At 43.9% G+C, this 15,559-nt stretch carries 11 protein-coding genes; 2 read left to right on the top strand and 9 right to left on the bottom strand.

Annotation, left to right across the window (positions count from 1 at the left end; translation table 11 throughout):
- Window positions 1-126 precede the first annotated feature (126 nt).
- The 3 genes from nusG to rpmG form a co-directional block, all read right to left on the bottom strand.
- On the bottom strand, window positions 127-663 hold the full coding sequence (nusG, locus tag QM830_RS09290) for a transcription termination/antitermination protein NusG (protein WP_009731835.1): 537 nt from the start codon (window positions 661-663) through the stop codon (window positions 127-129).
- A 187-nt stretch (window positions 664-850) separates the two neighbouring features.
- The gene (gene secE, locus QM830_RS09285) at window positions 851-1,027 is read right to left on the bottom strand and encodes a preprotein translocase subunit SecE (protein WP_414326649.1); all 177 of its coding nucleotides are present in this window, start codon (window positions 1,025-1,027) and stop codon (window positions 851-853) included.
- A gap of 9 nt (window positions 1,028-1,036) precedes the next feature.
- A complete protein-coding gene (rpmG, locus tag QM830_RS09280) occupies window positions 1,037-1,189 on the bottom strand; it encodes a 50S ribosomal protein L33 (RefSeq protein WP_003009043.1) in 153 nt (50 codons plus the stop codon).
- Window positions 1,190-1,333: 144 nt separating this feature from the next.
- Between rpmG and QM830_RS09275 the strand changes: the two genes are divergently transcribed.
- Window positions 1,334-2,245 (top strand): neutral zinc metallopeptidase, encoded by a 912-nt coding sequence (locus QM830_RS09275; protein ID WP_414326648.1) that lies wholly within the window; start codon window positions 1,334-1,336, stop codon window positions 2,243-2,245.
- Between the two features lie 41 nt (window positions 2,246-2,286).
- Here the strand turns inward: QM830_RS09275 and pbp2a are convergent, their stop codons facing one another.
- Window positions 2,287-4,521 (bottom strand): penicillin-binding protein PBP2A, encoded by a 2,235-nt coding sequence (gene pbp2a, locus QM830_RS09270; RefSeq protein WP_414326646.1) that lies wholly within the window; start codon window positions 4,519-4,521, stop codon window positions 2,287-2,289.
- 103 nt (window positions 4,522-4,624) lie between these two features.
- Here pbp2a and QM830_RS09265 point away from each other — a divergent pair, with 103 nt between their 5' ends.
- Complete coding sequence (locus tag QM830_RS09265; RefSeq protein WP_414326644.1) at window positions 4,625-5,488, top strand: RluA family pseudouridine synthase; 864 nt, start codon at window positions 4,625-4,627, stop codon at window positions 5,486-5,488.
- 302 nt (window positions 5,489-5,790) lie between these two features.
- Here the strand turns inward: QM830_RS09265 and QM830_RS09260 are convergent, their stop codons facing one another.
- The 5 genes from QM830_RS09260 to QM830_RS09240 all read right to left on the bottom strand — a co-directional run bounded on the left by QM830_RS09260 (window position 5,791) and on the right by QM830_RS09240 (window position 15,421).
- A complete protein-coding gene (locus tag QM830_RS09260) occupies window positions 5,791-8,250 on the bottom strand; it encodes a GBS Bsp-like repeat-containing protein (protein WP_414326643.1) in 2,460 nt (819 codons plus the stop codon).
- Between the two features lie 143 nt (window positions 8,251-8,393).
- Window positions 8,394-11,870: a GBS Bsp-like repeat-containing protein gene (locus QM830_RS09255; protein WP_414326641.1), complete on the bottom strand. Its 3,477-nt coding sequence runs from the start codon at window positions 11,868-11,870 to the stop codon at window positions 8,394-8,396.
- A gap of 145 nt (window positions 11,871-12,015) precedes the next feature.
- Window positions 12,016-13,068 (bottom strand): galactofuranosyltransferase, encoded by a 1,053-nt coding sequence (locus tag QM830_RS09250; protein WP_414326639.1) that lies wholly within the window; start codon window positions 13,066-13,068, stop codon window positions 12,016-12,018.
- A 15-nt stretch (window positions 13,069-13,083) separates the two neighbouring features.
- Window positions 13,084-14,181: a UDP-galactopyranose mutase gene (glf, locus tag QM830_RS09245; RefSeq protein ID WP_414326638.1), complete on the bottom strand. Its 1,098-nt coding sequence runs from the start codon at window positions 14,179-14,181 to the stop codon at window positions 13,084-13,086.
- Between the two features lie 82 nt (window positions 14,182-14,263).
- Window positions 14,264-15,421, bottom strand: coding sequence for a polysaccharide polymerase (locus tag QM830_RS09240; protein WP_414326636.1), 1,158 nt, complete (start codon window positions 15,419-15,421; stop codon window positions 14,264-14,266).
- Window positions 15,422-15,559: the final 138 nt, after the last annotated feature.

Here is a 15,559-nt window from a genome sequence, read left to right as displayed (position 1 = left end):
AGTATCCTAAGTCTTTGTTCGCTTTTTAAGCTTCAAAGATGCCCTATGTTGACGGAAACTATGTTTCCTTTATCTGCAACCTTCAACAGTCTCCCAGACTGTTGAAGCTGTCCCACTCTCTCTTTCTTACAATTCAGCAATTTGGTTCAAATTCACTTCTGCAACCGTATCGTTACCGAACATAGAAATGACCATTTTGACCTTGTTGTTATCAATTTCAGTGATCTTACCAGTATAGTCTGTGAAGGCACCATCGATGATGCGAACCGTATCGCCCACCTTGACATCCAGATCAAACTCTTGCACGGTTTGACCCATAGAGAGCAAGATGCTGCGGATTTCTTCTTCCAACAATGGGGTTGGTTTTGAACGGTTCCCGTGTGATCCAACGAAACCAGTAACGTTAGGGGTATTCCGAACGACAAACCAAGCTTCATCTGTCATGACCATTTCCACCAAGACATAACCTGGGAAGCGGTTTTCTTCGATTTCTTTTGATTTACCGTTTTTCTCAACTTGTACGGTCTGAGTTGGAATCTCTACGCGCAGGATGTTTTCTAACATATTGTAGGTTTGCGCACGTTGCAAAAGATTCTCTTTTACTTTGTTTTCATATCCTGAGTAGGTTTGTAAAACAAACCAGCCTTTGTCAAAACTGTCCATTTGGGCATCCTTTCTTTCTGTTTAGCCTGCTCGAGCTTTTGTGAACATACTAAAAAAAGCCTCTTGGCTTTCGTTTTCCTAGCTTCATTATACCACATTTTGTAGGAATGCAAAGAGGTTTGCTGATTTATTTTTTAGAATGGGCAACAAAAAATGGGACCCTGAGGGTCCCACCTGGCTTCTTTTCTTAAAAGAAATTGATCATTTGCAATAGGCCACGTGCAATGACTTTGTCAAACAAATAAATCAAAGCTACAAAGAAAGCGGTGTACTCAATCACTGAGATAAAATTTTTCCATCTTTCCTTGCGATTTGGCCAAGTTGTATCTTTTAGTAAGACGAAAATATCTTTAATGAATTTCACAACTCTCTCCTATCGTGTTTCTTTATGGATGGTATACTTGCTGCAATGTTTGCAGAATTTATTGACTTCTAGACGTGTTGGTTTTGGCGTCCCACTCAACTTAATGGAGTAATTGCGTGACCCACAAACCGTACACGCTAGACTTGCTTTTTTTAATGCCATAACGCCTCCGTTCACCCCATTATAGCAAGTTTTCTACGTTTTGACAAGATTAGAAATCTCCCCACCAAGAAAAAAGCAAATATAAAGCGTTATCACTCTGGTTTTCTCTTCATTTTTGGTAAAATAATACAAAAGGAGACGAATATGAAAAGTGATAACCTAAAAGAAAGTAGAAATATCGAAGATCGTCGAGGCCAAAGCTACTCCCAATCTTCTAGCAATAGCAACCTTGGCGGGGGCATTTTACAGATCCTGCTATCACCTGGAAGCTTCAAGAGCAAGATCGTCATTATCCTCCTCATGCTCCTTCTGGGTGGGGGAGGAGCTAGTCTTGGTGGACTCTTTGGAAATGGAAGCTCCCAGCCTTACCAGTCCACTCAAGTCACACGCACCAACCAGACCCATGTTGACGATGCAGACGCTCAGTTCGTCAGCAAGGTCCTGGGAACAACGGAAGATCATTGGCACAAGCTCTTTCAAGCAGAAGGACGGACCTACCAGGAGCCCAAACTTGTCTTCTATACTGGACGGACAAAGACAGGCTGTGGCGTCGGACAAGCATCAGCTGGTCCCTTCTACTGTCCAACCGATAAGAAAATTTATTTGGATATGAGTTTCTACAAGGAATTGACCACCAAATACAAGGCTAGTGGGGACTTTGCCATGGCCTACGTCATCGCCCACGAAGTCGGCCACCACGTACAAAACGAGCTGGGAATCCTTGGCAAATACCATCGCATGCAACAAGGACTTTCTGAAAAGGAACGAAATGCCATCAGTGTCCGCATCGAGTTGCAAGCCGATTATCTAGCAGGTGTTTGGGCCCGCTCCATTCAAGACCGAAACCTCCTAGATATTGGAGATATTGAAGAAGCCATGAATGCGGCCCATGCAGTCGGTGATGACACTCTCCAGGAGCAAGCTTACGGCTACTCCGTACCAGACAGCTTTACCCACGGGACTTCTGAGCAACGCATGCGCTGGTTCAAACGGGGCTACCAGTACGGAGACTTGCAACACGGCGATACCTTTAGCTTATCAGATAGTGAACTCTAAGCAAAAAACGATTCAGAAGAATTTCTGAATCGTTTTTTTGATTAGAAACCAAGCCAACCTTTGAAGGTATCCCAGGCGTTTTTCGCTTTTCCTGGAATATCGGCCTCGTCGATTGCTTTTTTCGCATCATCGACCATATTCGACGCCTTTTCTTTGACTTCATCAAAGAAACCTTTGTCTTCCTTGGTATCTGTTTCTGTATTTTCTTCTCCGACTGGAGCAATGCCGTTTTCAGCATAAGAGTTCTTCACCGAATCAAACTGGGTACCGTCTGTATAAGGCAGGACACTGTTGGCAACATTGCGGAAGATCTCTGACGCCGTTCCGGCACTACTATCGGTCAGGTAATGACCTTCATCGGTCGTTGGGAAACCAAGCCATTGACTGATGACCACATCTGGCGTGTAGCCGATCACCCATTGGTCTCCAGAGAGGTCCTTGTTAAAGCTGGTCTCTGTCGTACCGGTTTTTCCTGCCATGGTATAGCCATAAGGTGCAGCGTTGACCCCTGTACCATTACTGAAGGTTCCTAGCATCATATTGGTCATCTTATCCGTTGCGGATCCACTAAGCACCCGGGTTGATTTCTGACTATGGCTCTTGACCACCTGACCACTAGCATTTTCGATCTTGGTAATGAGGTGGGCATCATTCATGACCCCGCCATTGGCAAAGGTTCCATAAGCTTGGGCCATCTGCATCGGATTGGTTGTCACACCGGCTCCTAAGGCAACTGCAAGCGATTTTTCCACCTTGTCCATGTTGAGACCGAATTTTTTTCCGTACTCAAAGACCGTATTGAGACCCAAATCATTGGCCGTCGCAACAGCTGGAAGGTTGAGGGATTCTGCCAAGGCCTGGTACATCGGTACCGTTGGGCTCGACTGGATTCCTGCATAGTTATTGACTTCATAACTTCCGTATTGAGTGGTACTATTGTCCAGTTCCTTATTAGTCGACCAACCTTCTGCAACAGCTGGGCTATAGACCACTAAAGGTTTGATGGTCGATCCCGGACTACGAGCAGCTTGGGTGGCATAGTTGTAGGTACGGAATCCTGGATTTTCATCGCTACCGACACGACCTACGAGAGCCCGAACCCCGCCAGTCTTAGGATCAAGGGCCACACTACCGGACTCTGCGCGCGTGCCATCTTCTGCTACTGGGAAGAGAGCTGTATTGTCATAGATCACCTGCATGCTCGCTTGGTAATTTTGATCCAGCTCAGTGTAGATCCGGTAGCCATTTTTGACAATGTCTTCTTCGGTGAGGCCATATTTATTGACCGCCTCATTGATGACCGCATCAAAATAGGATGGGTAGCGGTAGTCCTCTGACTTGCCTTCATAGGCATCGACTAGCTGGCCATGGATATCAATCGCAGCAGATTGATCGGCTGTTGCCTGGTCAATATAGCCAGCTGCTACCATATTTTGAAGGACCGTATTGCGGCGGTTGGTCGCATTCTCTACCGAATAGAGCGGATTATAGATCTCGGGTCCCTTGAGCATGCCTGCTAGAACCGCTGACTGATCTAGACTTAATTGACTGGCTGAAACCCCAAAATACTTCTTGGAGGCATCCTCAATTCCCCAAACTCCATTTCCAAAATAGGCATTATTGAGGTACATAGTGAGGATCTCTTTTTTACTGTATTTTTTATTAATTTCAAGCGCCAAGAAGAACTCTTTGGCCTTACGCTCCACCGTCTGGTCCTGAGACAGAAAGGCATTTTTAGCCAGCTGCTGGGTGATGGTCGATCCTCCACCTGAGCGACCCAGGGTCAAAATCGCTAAGAAGAAACGGCCATAGTTGATCCCGCTGTTCTTGTAAAAACTCCGGTCCTCTGTGGCCACTACGGCATTCTGCAGATTTTCACTAATGGCATCGAGTTCGACATAGGTTCCTTTTTGCCCGGTCAAACTTCCAGCCTGGTCCCCATTCTTATCATAGATAATAGTGGTTGCCTTGAGTGCATTCTGCAGATCCTTGACATTGGTTGTCTTAGCAAGGTAGAAGAGATAGCCTCCTGTCAAGAGGCTAAAGCCTAGCCCAATGATCAGGAGAATCTTGGTCAAATGGAAACGACGCCAGAAACGACGGAAGGGGTGCTGAGACAGAGGCTTACTTCTGTGTTTGCCCGAGCGACTATAGGTCGTCTCCACCGCTTCTTCTGGTAACTCCGTGTCTGGCACTTCTTCTGCCACTGTTTTGGGCGGATGATCCTTTCTAAAAAAAGTGATCAGGTTTTCAAATAATTCTTTTATTCTATTCATACCTGTTATTGTAACACCTTATCCTTGTCCTAGCAAGAAAAGATCGCTCCTTTCTATTTCCCATTTAGTTTTCTTTAAGCTTAGATTTTGCTACAATAGGAGCATGAACTATCAATTTTCCATCCCAGAAACCTTTCCCCAGATGACTGTGAAAGAGCTCCTTGAAGACTACTTCCTCATTCCCCGTAAGATCCGGCATTTTTTACGGGTCAAAAAACACGTCTTGGTGAATGGGCAGACCATCAACTGGCAGAGTCCTGTTCAAAAAGGGGACCAGATCCAGCTGATCTTTGATGCAGACGATTACCCTGAAAAAGAGCTCCCAGCCGGTGATCCGAGTCTGGTCGAAGAACTCTATCAGGATGAGCACGTCATCATCGTCAATAAGCCCGAAGGCATGAAAACCCATGCCAACGAACCGATGGAAATTGCTCTTCTCAACCATGTTTCCAGCTATGTTGGATCCACCTGCTACGTCGTGCACCGCCTAGACAAAGAAACCAGTGGGGCCATTTTATTTGCTAAGAATCCTTTTATCCTTCCCATTCTCAACCGCATTTTGGAAGATAAAAAAATCCAACGCGAGTATTGGGCCTTGATCCAAGGAAGTTTAGCGCAAAAGACCATCATCTACAAGGATAAAATCGGACGTGATCGCCACGATCGGCGCAAGCGCCTGGTCGATTCACGCAAGGGGCAGTACGCAGAAACCCAGGTGACGCAACTGAAAAAAATCGGGCGAAACAGCCTAGTCAAATGCCAACTCAAGACCGGTCGTACCCATCAGATCCGGGTTCATCTCTCCCATCATGGGCACCCCATTGTCGGGGATCCTCTCTATAACCCTGAACGCGGAGAAAGACTCATGCTCCATGCCCACCGCTTGACCTTCACCAATCCATTAACCCTTGAAACTATCCAAGTCGAGGCCCCTTCTAAGAGTTTCGAAGAAGGGTTGAGAGTCTAAAAAAAGAAGCCACAGGGCTTCTTTGGAGAATGTAAACAAACCGTTGTTATATACAACCTAATAACTTCCATTAAGAAAAAAATTTTATTGGTTAGAGTTATTCAATCATCTTCTGAAACTTTCCGCCGTGAGAAAAGTGCTAGAAACACTATTGTTTCTAGCACTCGGAATTATTGAGACCTTAGACTCAATAATTAGTCATGGAACTTCGTAGAAGTTCGCTGACGTCCGTACTCACTTAAGGAAAGTTTTTAGAATGACTTTGTCTTCATTCAAAAAAGAAGCCACAGGCTTCTTTTTTATTATTGATAGCGAGGGGTTGCAAATCCACGGATATTGCCATGGCCGATCCGATAGGTATTGCGACGGACTTGGTTGTTGGAGTTTCCTTCAATGGTGTGAATAACCCCATTTGAGACGCTCTCAACAATTCCGATGTGATCCGCAAATCCATTATTTTGCTGGGTATTTTGATCCCAGTTAAAAGTGATGATGTCCCCTGCTTTTGGTGTAGTGGTCCCATCTTCATTCCAAATGCCCAACCGTTTGAAAATCTGAATATGACGTTCAACCCCACATTCACGGCCAATCAAACCACTCAAGCCCTCACGCTGGAAGACCGTTGTGACAAAGATATCACACCAATCATCGGTCGTCTTCACAGTATAACCAACAGGAAGTGGTTTGACACTGTTGTAATCATTGACCAATTGATGGTGAGCTGCAGTTCCGCCACGAACACCAACTAAATTGGCTGCCGCCCGTAAGACACGGTCCCGTTGTCCATTGGTAACACGAGGAGTGAAAGCCGTTTGACTAACTGTCTCACGAGGATGCAAGGCTGTTTGACCCAGGTTAAAGCCTTCAACGCCACCATCCACATAGTCCACATAGACGTGAGTGGTGTAATTTCCTTTCTGGTACTGGTGATTCGCTGCAGAGACTTGTACTTCTGTATGCGTTCCAGAAGGGGCTGTTGTATACCAGAAGAGGTTTTCCTGATGGGATTGAGACCAGGCTGCAACACGGATGTTCTTGATCCGACGTCCCTGAGGTGCTTGATCCACCGTTACCGTAAAGGTTCCTGCACCAGAATTAACATTCTTAATCCCTGTTTGGGTCTTGGTCGTCATATTTCGAAATTCAACTTCTGTAGTTGTCGTACCAGCCCCTACACGAGAACCATCATTTTGGATGTAGTAAAGGTGAACATGGTATTTACCAGTGGAGTTCTTGTGATCACTCGCTTTGACAGATACCTTGTAGTCTCCATTCGCTTGACGAGTCGCTTCATACCAGCGGATATCGTCTTGGCCGTCCTTATCCGACCAAGTTGGAACTTGAACGGTCCGCACACCTTTAGGGCTATATACATCCTTAATAATGACGTCAAAGGTACCTGTATCCTTGTTGTTGTTTTGGATCATAAGGCTGCCAGTTGGACGAGATTGATTTTTGAAATCAATAATGGCTTTTTTGACAAACTTGTTTTGACCCTTTGCTTCCACATAGAAGACCTGCGCTTCGTACTTGCCATCAGCGTTTTCGTGGTCACTAGCTTTGGCTGTTACAGTATAAGAACCGTCTGCTTGGCGAGTCGGAGTATACCAAACAATGTCTTTCATGCCATTGGCATGAGACCAGAATGGAATCTTCACTTCTTTATAACCATCGAAGCCTTGAAGATTCTTGGCGGTAATCGTGAAGGTCCCCTCTTTTTCTGATTTCGTAATGGTCAGATCAGCAGATAGTTTGGGTGCTGTGTAATCAATAATGGCTTTTTTGACAAACTTGTTTTGACCCTTGGCATCTACATAGAAGACCTGCGCTTCGTACTTGCCATCAGCGTTTTCGTGATCACTAGCTTTCGCAGTCACTGTGTATGAACCATCAGCTTGACGCGTCGGTGTGTACCAGACAATGTCTTTCATGCCATTTGCATGAGACCAGAATGGAATCTTCACTTCTTTATAAGCATCGAATCCTTGGAGATTCTTAGCAGTGATTGTGAAGATGCCCTCTTTTTCTGATTTCGTAATGGTCAGATCAGCAGATGGTTTGGGAGCTGTATAATCAATAAAGGCCTTTTTCACAAACTTGTTTTGACCTTGGGCGTCCACATAGAAGACTTGCGCCTCGTACTTGCCATCAGCATTTTCGTGAGCACTCGCTTTAGCTGTTACCGTATATGAACCATCTACTTGGCGAGTCGGAGTATACCAGACAATGTCTTTCATGCCATTTGCATGAGACCAGAATGGAATCTTCACTTCTTTGTAACCATCGAAACCTTGGAGATTTTTAGCGGTGATGGTAAAAGTACCTTCTTCTGACTCTGATTTTTCAATATTCAAATCTGCAGAAACCGGAGATTCCTGTTGAGGGACACTCTCATTTCTCGCTTCTATCACTCGTGCCCGTGCGCCGTAGGGAGCGCGACTAGCTACCACAGCAGGTGCTGGATTCTCTGATACAACCTTGTCGCTAGTTCCCTTGTCAAAAGACGGGTTATTGCCAACAATCGGTGTGACAGGTGTCGTCTCTGTTACAACCGGTTTTTCTGTCTGAACTGCTTGATCAGTTTTCACCCCATCGGTTGCAATATTCTGAGCTTCTGATACCGTTGTTGTTTTCAACACGATAGCTGAAGTATTTTCTGAGGTTTGATCGGATGCGACTTGCTCATCTGCCTGGACCTGTTGTGTCGAAAAGGCTAACAAAACCGTTGCCCCAGCATAAAAAATAAGATCTTTCTTTTTCATTTATCTTCCCTTGTATTTTTTTATACGGATTCTACCCACATAGTAGTATTATAGCACAAACCGTCAGATCACGAAACAACTTCATTAGAAGATTTCATACTTAATCTAAAGAAAAAAGAAGGCCGGATCGGCCTTCAATATGCTTATGCAAAAATAGAGAAGAAAGGTGCTCCGAGCTTGTTATCCATTGGGTCTTTACTCTTAATGGAGTGAAGATAATTGATCGAATACCAGCCGTTGTTTCCGCTATTATATGGATCGCGTACATAGGTTCTACCATTATCATAGCCATGCAAGACCAACTCATGAGTATAAGGATCACTGGTAAATTGGCTATTGCCTACAGCAGCAAGTACATGCTTACCGGCCATGAGGGCTTCTGCAATACCTCCAGCTCCGGATACCAATTGACTCTTCAAGCCCCAGTTACGAGTAGCAGATACAATCCCATCTGCATCTGTTCCTACCTCACCTTTATTAAATGAATCAGTATTGTTGTAAAGATAATCAGCCACTGTTGTTGGCAGAATCGTTCTTCCAAGGATATCCGTAAAGGTCATGGCAAGAGAGGTCGGCACACAGCCTGACTGATCGACATTACTGATGCCATAATATTTCCCGGCCCAACGAGGGTCTCGTTGAGAATAGTAGGTCGTTTTAGGATTCACTTTTTGATTCCGTGGAGACAAGGCTGTCTGACCCAGGTTAAAACCTTCAACTCCCCCATCTTTGTAGTCCACATAGACGTGAGTCGTATAGTTGCCTGCTTCATTACCGTGATTATTGGCAGAGACTGTTATTTCTGTATGCATACCTGACGGTGTTGCAGAGTACCAGTATAGATTTTCTTGATGAGCTTTAGACCACGCTGCGACACGGATGTTCTTAATCTGACGACCTTGAGGGGCTTGATCCACCGCTACCGTATAAGTGCCATTCGTTGCATTGATATTCTTGATAGACGCTTGGGTCTTGGTCATGGCATTTCTAACTTCCACATCTGTGGTTGTTGTACCAACACCAATCCGAGAACCATCATTTTGGATGTAATAAAGGTGAACATGGTATTTGCCAGTTGAGTTCTTGTGATCGCTCGCTTTGACAGACACCTTGTAGTCTCCATTCGCTTGACGAGTTGCTTCATACCAACGGATATCATCTTGACCATCTTTATCCGACCAAGTTGGAACTTGAACAGTTCGCACACCTTTAGGGCTGTAAACATCTTTGATGATGACATCAAAAGTCCCCGTATCCTTGTTGTTGTTTTGGATCATAAGGCTGCCAGTTGGACGAGATTGATTTTTGAAATCAATAAAGGCCTTTTTCACAAACTTGTTTTGCCCCTGAGCATCCACATAAAAGATTTGCGCTTCGTACTTGCCATCGGCATTTTCGTGATCACTAGCTTTCGCAGTCACTGTGTATGAACCATCTGCTTGGCGGTTTGGAGTATACCAAACAATGTCTTTCATGCCATTGGCATGAGACCAGAATGGAATCTTCACTTCCTTATAGCCATCGAAGCCTTGAAGATTCTTGGCGGTAATCGTGAAGGTCCCCTCTTTTTCTGATTTCGTAATGGTCAGATCAGCAGATGGCTTAGAAGCTGTGTAATCAATAAAAGCTTTCTTGACAAACTTGTTTTGATCCTTGGCATCTACATAGAAGACCTGCGCTTCATACTTGCCATCAGCGTTTTCGTGATCACTAGCTTTCGCAGTCACTGTGTATGAACCATCTGCTTGGCGAGTCGGAGTGTACCAGACAATGTCTTTCATACCATTCGCATGAGACCAGAATGGAATCTTCACTTCCTTATAGCCTTCGAAGCCTTGGAGATTCTTAGCGGTGATCGTGAAGGTGCCGTCTTTTTCTGATTTCGTAATGGTCAGGTCTGCTGCAACTGCATTAGCTGGTTTAGTTGCTGTGTAATCAATAAAGGCCTTTTTCACAAATTTGTTTTGACCTTGGGCGTCTACATAGAAGACCTGCGCTTCGTATTTGCCATCAGCATTTTCGTGGTCACTGGCTTTGGCTGTTACAGTATAAGAACCGTCTGCCTGACGAGTCGGAGTATACCAGATGATATCCTTCATCCCATTAGCATGAGACCAGAATGGAATCTTCACTTCCTTGTAGCCATCGAAGCCTTGAAGCTTCTTAGCTGTGATGGTGAAGGTACCGTCTTTTTCTGATTTTGCAATAGTCAAATCAGCTGACACCGGTGTCTGATTTTTCTTTCCAACGGCTACTGTCGTCGTTGTTCCGCCAACACCTGTCAATTGTCCATTGTTTTGAACATAGTAAAGGTGGACATTGTAAAGACCGGTTGAGTTTTTATGATCCGCTGCTTTTACATTGACGGTATAGGTCCCATTTGCTTGACGGTTAGCTGTATACCAAACAAGGTCATCTTGACCACCTGTTTCTGACCAGATTGGTACAGAAACTGTTCGAACTCCATTTGGTGCTTTGACATCTGAGATCACGACATCAAAGCGACCGGCCATGGTATCGTTATTGGCAATGTTGATCTTTCCACTTAGGGTTCCTACTGTCGGGTCAGCTGCAGGTTTTGCATTCGCTGTAAAGCGACCTGTATAGTCCACACTGTGGTCAAAGACGTGTTTGCCTGGAAGCAATTCCGCTTGAGAAGTGAACTGCCATGCTCCCGCTTTCCCATTGTAACGCAAACTTTTCGCATCATTTACAGATAGTTTTGGAGAAGGGTATTGGGCAACCCAGAAATTTTTAAGGCCAAATTGAGCGGTGTTGACTGGACCTTTTTTGCGAAGATTGTTTTCATCCAACCAGCTAGCACTGGTGTAGAACATCAAATTGGTGTAGCCATTTTTACGCATTTCATCTACCCAAGCTTGGGTGTTGCGGTTAATGTTTGGTTGCATCTTAGCATCCTCAAAGTCATTGACCATGAGGGTGTTCTTTGGAAGATTCAAGCGTTGCGCCGCTGCAATATAAAACCGTGCTTCTGCACGCGCTGCTTCTTCAGAAGTATAGCGAGAGAAGTGGTAGGTCGATACTTGCAGACCAGCTGCTTGCGCATTGCGAATTTGGTTCTCCGCATTCGGGTTCTTGTACCAAGTATCTTCTGTCAATTTGACAACGACACCACCCACGCCCTTATTAGCTAAGGTGCGGTAGTCTCCAATACTAATGTCTCCGTTGTGGCTACTCACATCAACGAATGATTTTGGCTGAACCGCCACATCTGTTGAACGACCAGCTGGAGCGTGAGCACCTGTATTAAAGAAGGTGGTGCTTCCTGCATCAGACGGAAGAGGATTTTCTTCTGTCTTCTCAGTAGGCGCTATTTCTGTAGCTTTCTCTACAGATGGTGTACGATTATCTGTAGCAGTGGTGCTACTCGCAGAAGCTACAGGCTGTTCAGTCACATTTGCTGGTGCTGCGTAGTTGCTTGCGACTGGTGCGACTGACTTTTCAGTAGTTGCTACTTCTGGCGCTGTTTCAGCTTGGACTTGATTGCCTTCAGTAGTAGCGACTTCTTTTGAAACCAGCTCATCTGCACTGACTCCCTGAGCAGATACAGCCATCAAGACTGCCGCTCCGGCATAAAAAATAAGATCTTTCTTTTTCATATAAACTTCCCTTTATACAAATTTTATACGTTAATCATTTTACCACACGGTTTCAGCGATGAAAAGTTTTATGAGGCAAATTTTTAAAATTAGTGATATTTTTTTGAAAAACCAAAAAAAGAAGTCCGTCTGACTTCTTTTGATCTTATGCTAAAGGATTTAAGGCCGTCTTTAGGTAGTGACCCTCTCGGATTTCCTGACCGACACGCTTGGCATTGTCCACCAAGTCTTGGTAATCAGCATCTGAAAGATTGTCGATTGTCTCCTTCAAGTCATGAAGCGACTCTACTGCAATCCCACAGCCCTTCTCAAGCACAAAGTGAGATAAGGCTGACTGTTTCCACACTACAAGCGGGAAGCCCGATGCTAAATAAAGCGACGCCTTGTGAGAGTTGTTGTAGCGAAGGTACTCGCCAAAAACACCACTACAAGTTTCTGCACTATCCCCATCCCAGACTAGTCCAAAACCACCCTCAAGGGCTGCAGGAAGTTCATCCGGTAGGAAAGAACCAAAGTAGGTCTCGTTTTCAAGTGCTCTACTCTCGTCAAAACCTACGCCATAAAGGTTATAGGCAGGTTCTGCAGGAAGTGAGTAAAGATAGCCAGCTTTTTCTTGTGCCAAATTACCCGCCACAATCATCGGCTGGTCTTTTGTTTGGTCACTCTTCTCTTGGAAATTTGGAATCAAATAGTCGAAAATGCCAAGGCTGACAATCTTATCTTCCGCAATCCCTTTATCCACCAAGACAGATTTCATAACCGGGTTGTGGGCGATGATCCCATCAGCTGCTTTGAGAAAACTTGCTTCTTGAAGGTACATCCGAATTCTGTGTTTTAAAGGTAGTGAAGTCATGTTGGCATGTCGAAGCACTTCTAGGTCATGAATCAAGAGATAGACTTTAATCCCTCTTTTTTGTGCTTTTTTAACCAAATGGGTTGAGAAAAAACTATGGTGAAGCATTGGAAACTGGATCAGCAACTCATCTCCTTGCTTTAGTTGATCCAAGGCTTGACCAAAAGCCCTTGCCTTATGGCGTTGAGCCGCAAGGGTACTCATCTGATACCAATTGTCGACAGAAAGGACCAAGGGATGATAGCCTTCTTCTTTCACAATACTTTCTACGTCATTGCGTGCTTTATTTCCTGCGTTCTTTGCGTTGACATCATGCAGGAATTCTTCTTTCAAGTAGTATTTCATAGATTATGGTTTCTTTCAATCAAACTCATTTGCTACGACTTCCAAAGCTCGCTCAATAACCACGTGCATGTCGTAGTATTTATAGTCTGCTAGACGCCCACAGAAGATGACCTTATCATTTTTCTCTGCTTCTTCTTGGTACTTAGCAAACATGGCGTTGTTCTTTTCATCATTGATTGGGTAGTAGGGTTCATCTCCTCGTTTCCAATCAGCTGGGTATTCACGGGTAATCACCGTCTTCGGTTGAGTCCCATACTCGAAGTGCTTGTGCTCAATGATCCGAGTATAAGGAATTTCACGCTCGGTGTAGTTGACCACAGCATTACCCTGATGATTTTCCTCATCCAAGATCTCGTGTTCGAACCGAAGGCTGCGGTATTCCAACTCCCCATGCTTGTAGTCAAAGTACTGGTCAATCATCCCTGTGAAGACAACTTTTTCAGCAGAGCTTTCCAGTTCTTCACGATTGGCGAAGAAATCAACCCCAAGTTCTACTTCTACATCGCCCAGCATATTTTCGATAATGACATTGTAACCACCGATTGGAATCCCTTGGTATCGGTCATTAAAGTAGTTGTTGTCAAAGGTCAAACGCACTGGGAGGCGCTTAATGATGAAAGGAGGAAGGTCCGTCGCAGAACGTCCCCATTGCTTCTCCGTATAGCCCTTGATCAACTTTTCATAGATATCTGGACCAATCAACTTGATCGCTTGTTCTTCCAAGTTTTTCGGCTCAACATCTTTCATGTCAGCTGTCTGCTCGGCAATCTTGTCCTTGACTTCTTGAGGAGTCTTGGTTCCCCACATGGCATAAAAGGTATTCATGTTGAAGGGAAGATTGTAGAGGCTACCCTTGTAATTAGCTACCGGTGAATTGATATAGTTGTTAAATTCAGCAAACTGGTTGACATAGTCCCAGACTTTTTTGTTGGACGTATGGAAAATGTGGGCACCATACTTGTGAACATTGATTCCTTCCACTTCTTCACAGTAGATATTGCCACCAATGTGGTCCCGTTTATCAATGACTTTTACTTTTTTACCACGCTTGGTCGCCTCATGTGCAAAAATTGCCCCCGACAAACCAGCACCAACAATCAGATAATCGTACATAGTAGACTCCATTATTTTTCTATTTTAAAACACATCTAACCTCTTAGCCGTTTCACTAGACTCATTGCTATAGATTAAACCTTCAAATCCCCTCAATTTCCTCACTATAAGAGAGGGAATTGACCGGCTTCTTTTTGACAACTTCTGTCGCAAAGAGCGTGAACATAAAGATGTTATAAGTCGGTACAAACCAAAACGCTTCAATCATACAATTAATCGCAATGAGGGACAACATTGCAACAAATAAATAGTGCCCCTTCTTGAATTCATATTTTGAAACAATGACATAAATGGCGACTAATAAGGCAACCGGTACGATACCATATGTAAATAACATCTGAACATAGGACGAATCAACATAATTATAATTGAGGACAGACTCTGTACTTCCCCCGGATCCAATAAACTGAACCCCTCTTGTCCCAAACCAATTCAAAGGATATAAATTAAAAGCATTTTTACCCAAGGCTAAACGGCCGGTAATAAATTGATTAATTTGAACATAAAGTGGAGATGACCAGGAGAAGTGATAGGTTAAATAGATCATTCCGGTTGAAAAAAGGATGACCGAATAGGGCAACAAGTGATACAACTTCAGCTTCTTCTCCTTTGTGAAATAAAAGAAGAGAAACAGTAAGACAGCGACCAATAGTGAGACCGCATTCATACGAGCATCACAGAACTTCATAATAAATAAAGCTAAGAGAACGCCACTTAGAGATCGTAAGACAATATATCGGTCTTTTAACAAATAGGAGATCGCAACATAGAGGTAGAAACAATGGGCTGCGAAATCTGTTGGATAGATAAACCCAAATGAATTACGGATAACGGAACCCCGACTATATTGTAAGTTTGGAACTACCTTTAATAATGACAATAGAAATACTGTAAGGACAATCGTACCTACAACACCTACATAAGTTTTTAAAATGACTTTCCTGTCCGCATTGACCAACAAAACCATTAAGAGAGAATAAACTAAAAAATTTAACTTATCTGTCTTAAAATAAACCATGACCGCTACCAACAATAACATAGCAGACAAAATGAGATAATGATAGGGAATCGTAATTTTGTTGAAAAAACGAAGCAACAAAAGCGCTACAACCACTATGAGCGAGCTAGCACCAACATGCAAAAAGCCTTTATTTAACATCGTAGTGGATATTGTATTAAAGAAGATCACAATCGAGACGACAACACCAACCAGTAGATCGTCAAATTTCATTTTTATCATTAAATTACCTGATAAAGAATTTTTAAAGAAAAGCTCATCCTGTCTAGATTGAAATGCCTGCTTTGGGAACATCTGTGCTATAGCATTCTTTTCTGAAGATTTTGTTTACTTAAAAATTCATATCCTTCCTTTCTACTC

It is taken from the genome of Streptococcus sp. OMI750 (assembly GCF_047463895.1).
In the GTDB taxonomy this organism is placed as follows: Bacteria; Bacillota; Bacilli; order Lactobacillales; family Streptococcaceae; genus Streptococcus.
Note: the sequence above shows the minus strand (reverse complement) of the source record. Positions and strands in the feature narration are given on the sequence as shown.

What these genes read in the sequence shown, in the direction of transcription:
- pbp2a (WP_414326646.1), bottom strand. Translation starts at nt 4,521, where the DNA reads ATGAATAGAATAAAAGAATTATTTGAAAACCTGATCACTTTTTTTAGA.
- glf (WP_414326638.1), bottom strand. Translation starts at nt 14,181, where the DNA reads ATGTACGATTATCTGATTGTTGGTGCTGGTTTGTCGGGGGCAATTTTT.
- QM830_RS09255 (WP_414326641.1), bottom strand. Translation starts at nt 11,870, where the DNA reads ATGAAAAAGAAAGATCTTATTTTTTATGCCGGAGCGGCAGTCTTGATG.
- QM830_RS09265 (WP_414326644.1), top strand. Translation starts at nt 4,625, where the DNA reads ATGAACTATCAATTTTCCATCCCAGAAACCTTTCCCCAGATGACTGTG.
- QM830_RS09275 (WP_414326648.1), top strand. Translation starts at nt 1,334, where the DNA reads ATGAAAAGTGATAACCTAAAAGAAAGTAGAAATATCGAAGATCGTCGA.
- rpmG (WP_003009043.1), bottom strand. Translation starts at nt 1,189, where the DNA reads ATGGCATTAAAAAAAGCAAGTCTAGCGTGTACGGTTTGTGGGTCACGC.
- nusG (WP_009731835.1), bottom strand. Translation starts at nt 663, where the DNA reads ATGGACAGTTTTGACAAAGGCTGGTTTGTTTTACAAACCTACTCAGGA.
- QM830_RS09240 (WP_414326636.1), bottom strand. Translation starts at nt 15,421, where the DNA reads ATGATAAAAATGAAATTTGACGATCTACTGGTTGGTGTTGTCGTCTCG.
- QM830_RS09250 (WP_414326639.1), bottom strand. Translation starts at nt 13,068, where the DNA reads ATGAAATACTACTTGAAAGAAGAATTCCTGCATGATGTCAACGCAAAG.
- QM830_RS09260 (WP_414326643.1), bottom strand. Translation starts at nt 8,250, where the DNA reads ATGAAAAAGAAAGATCTTATTTTTTATGCTGGGGCAACGGTTTTGTTA.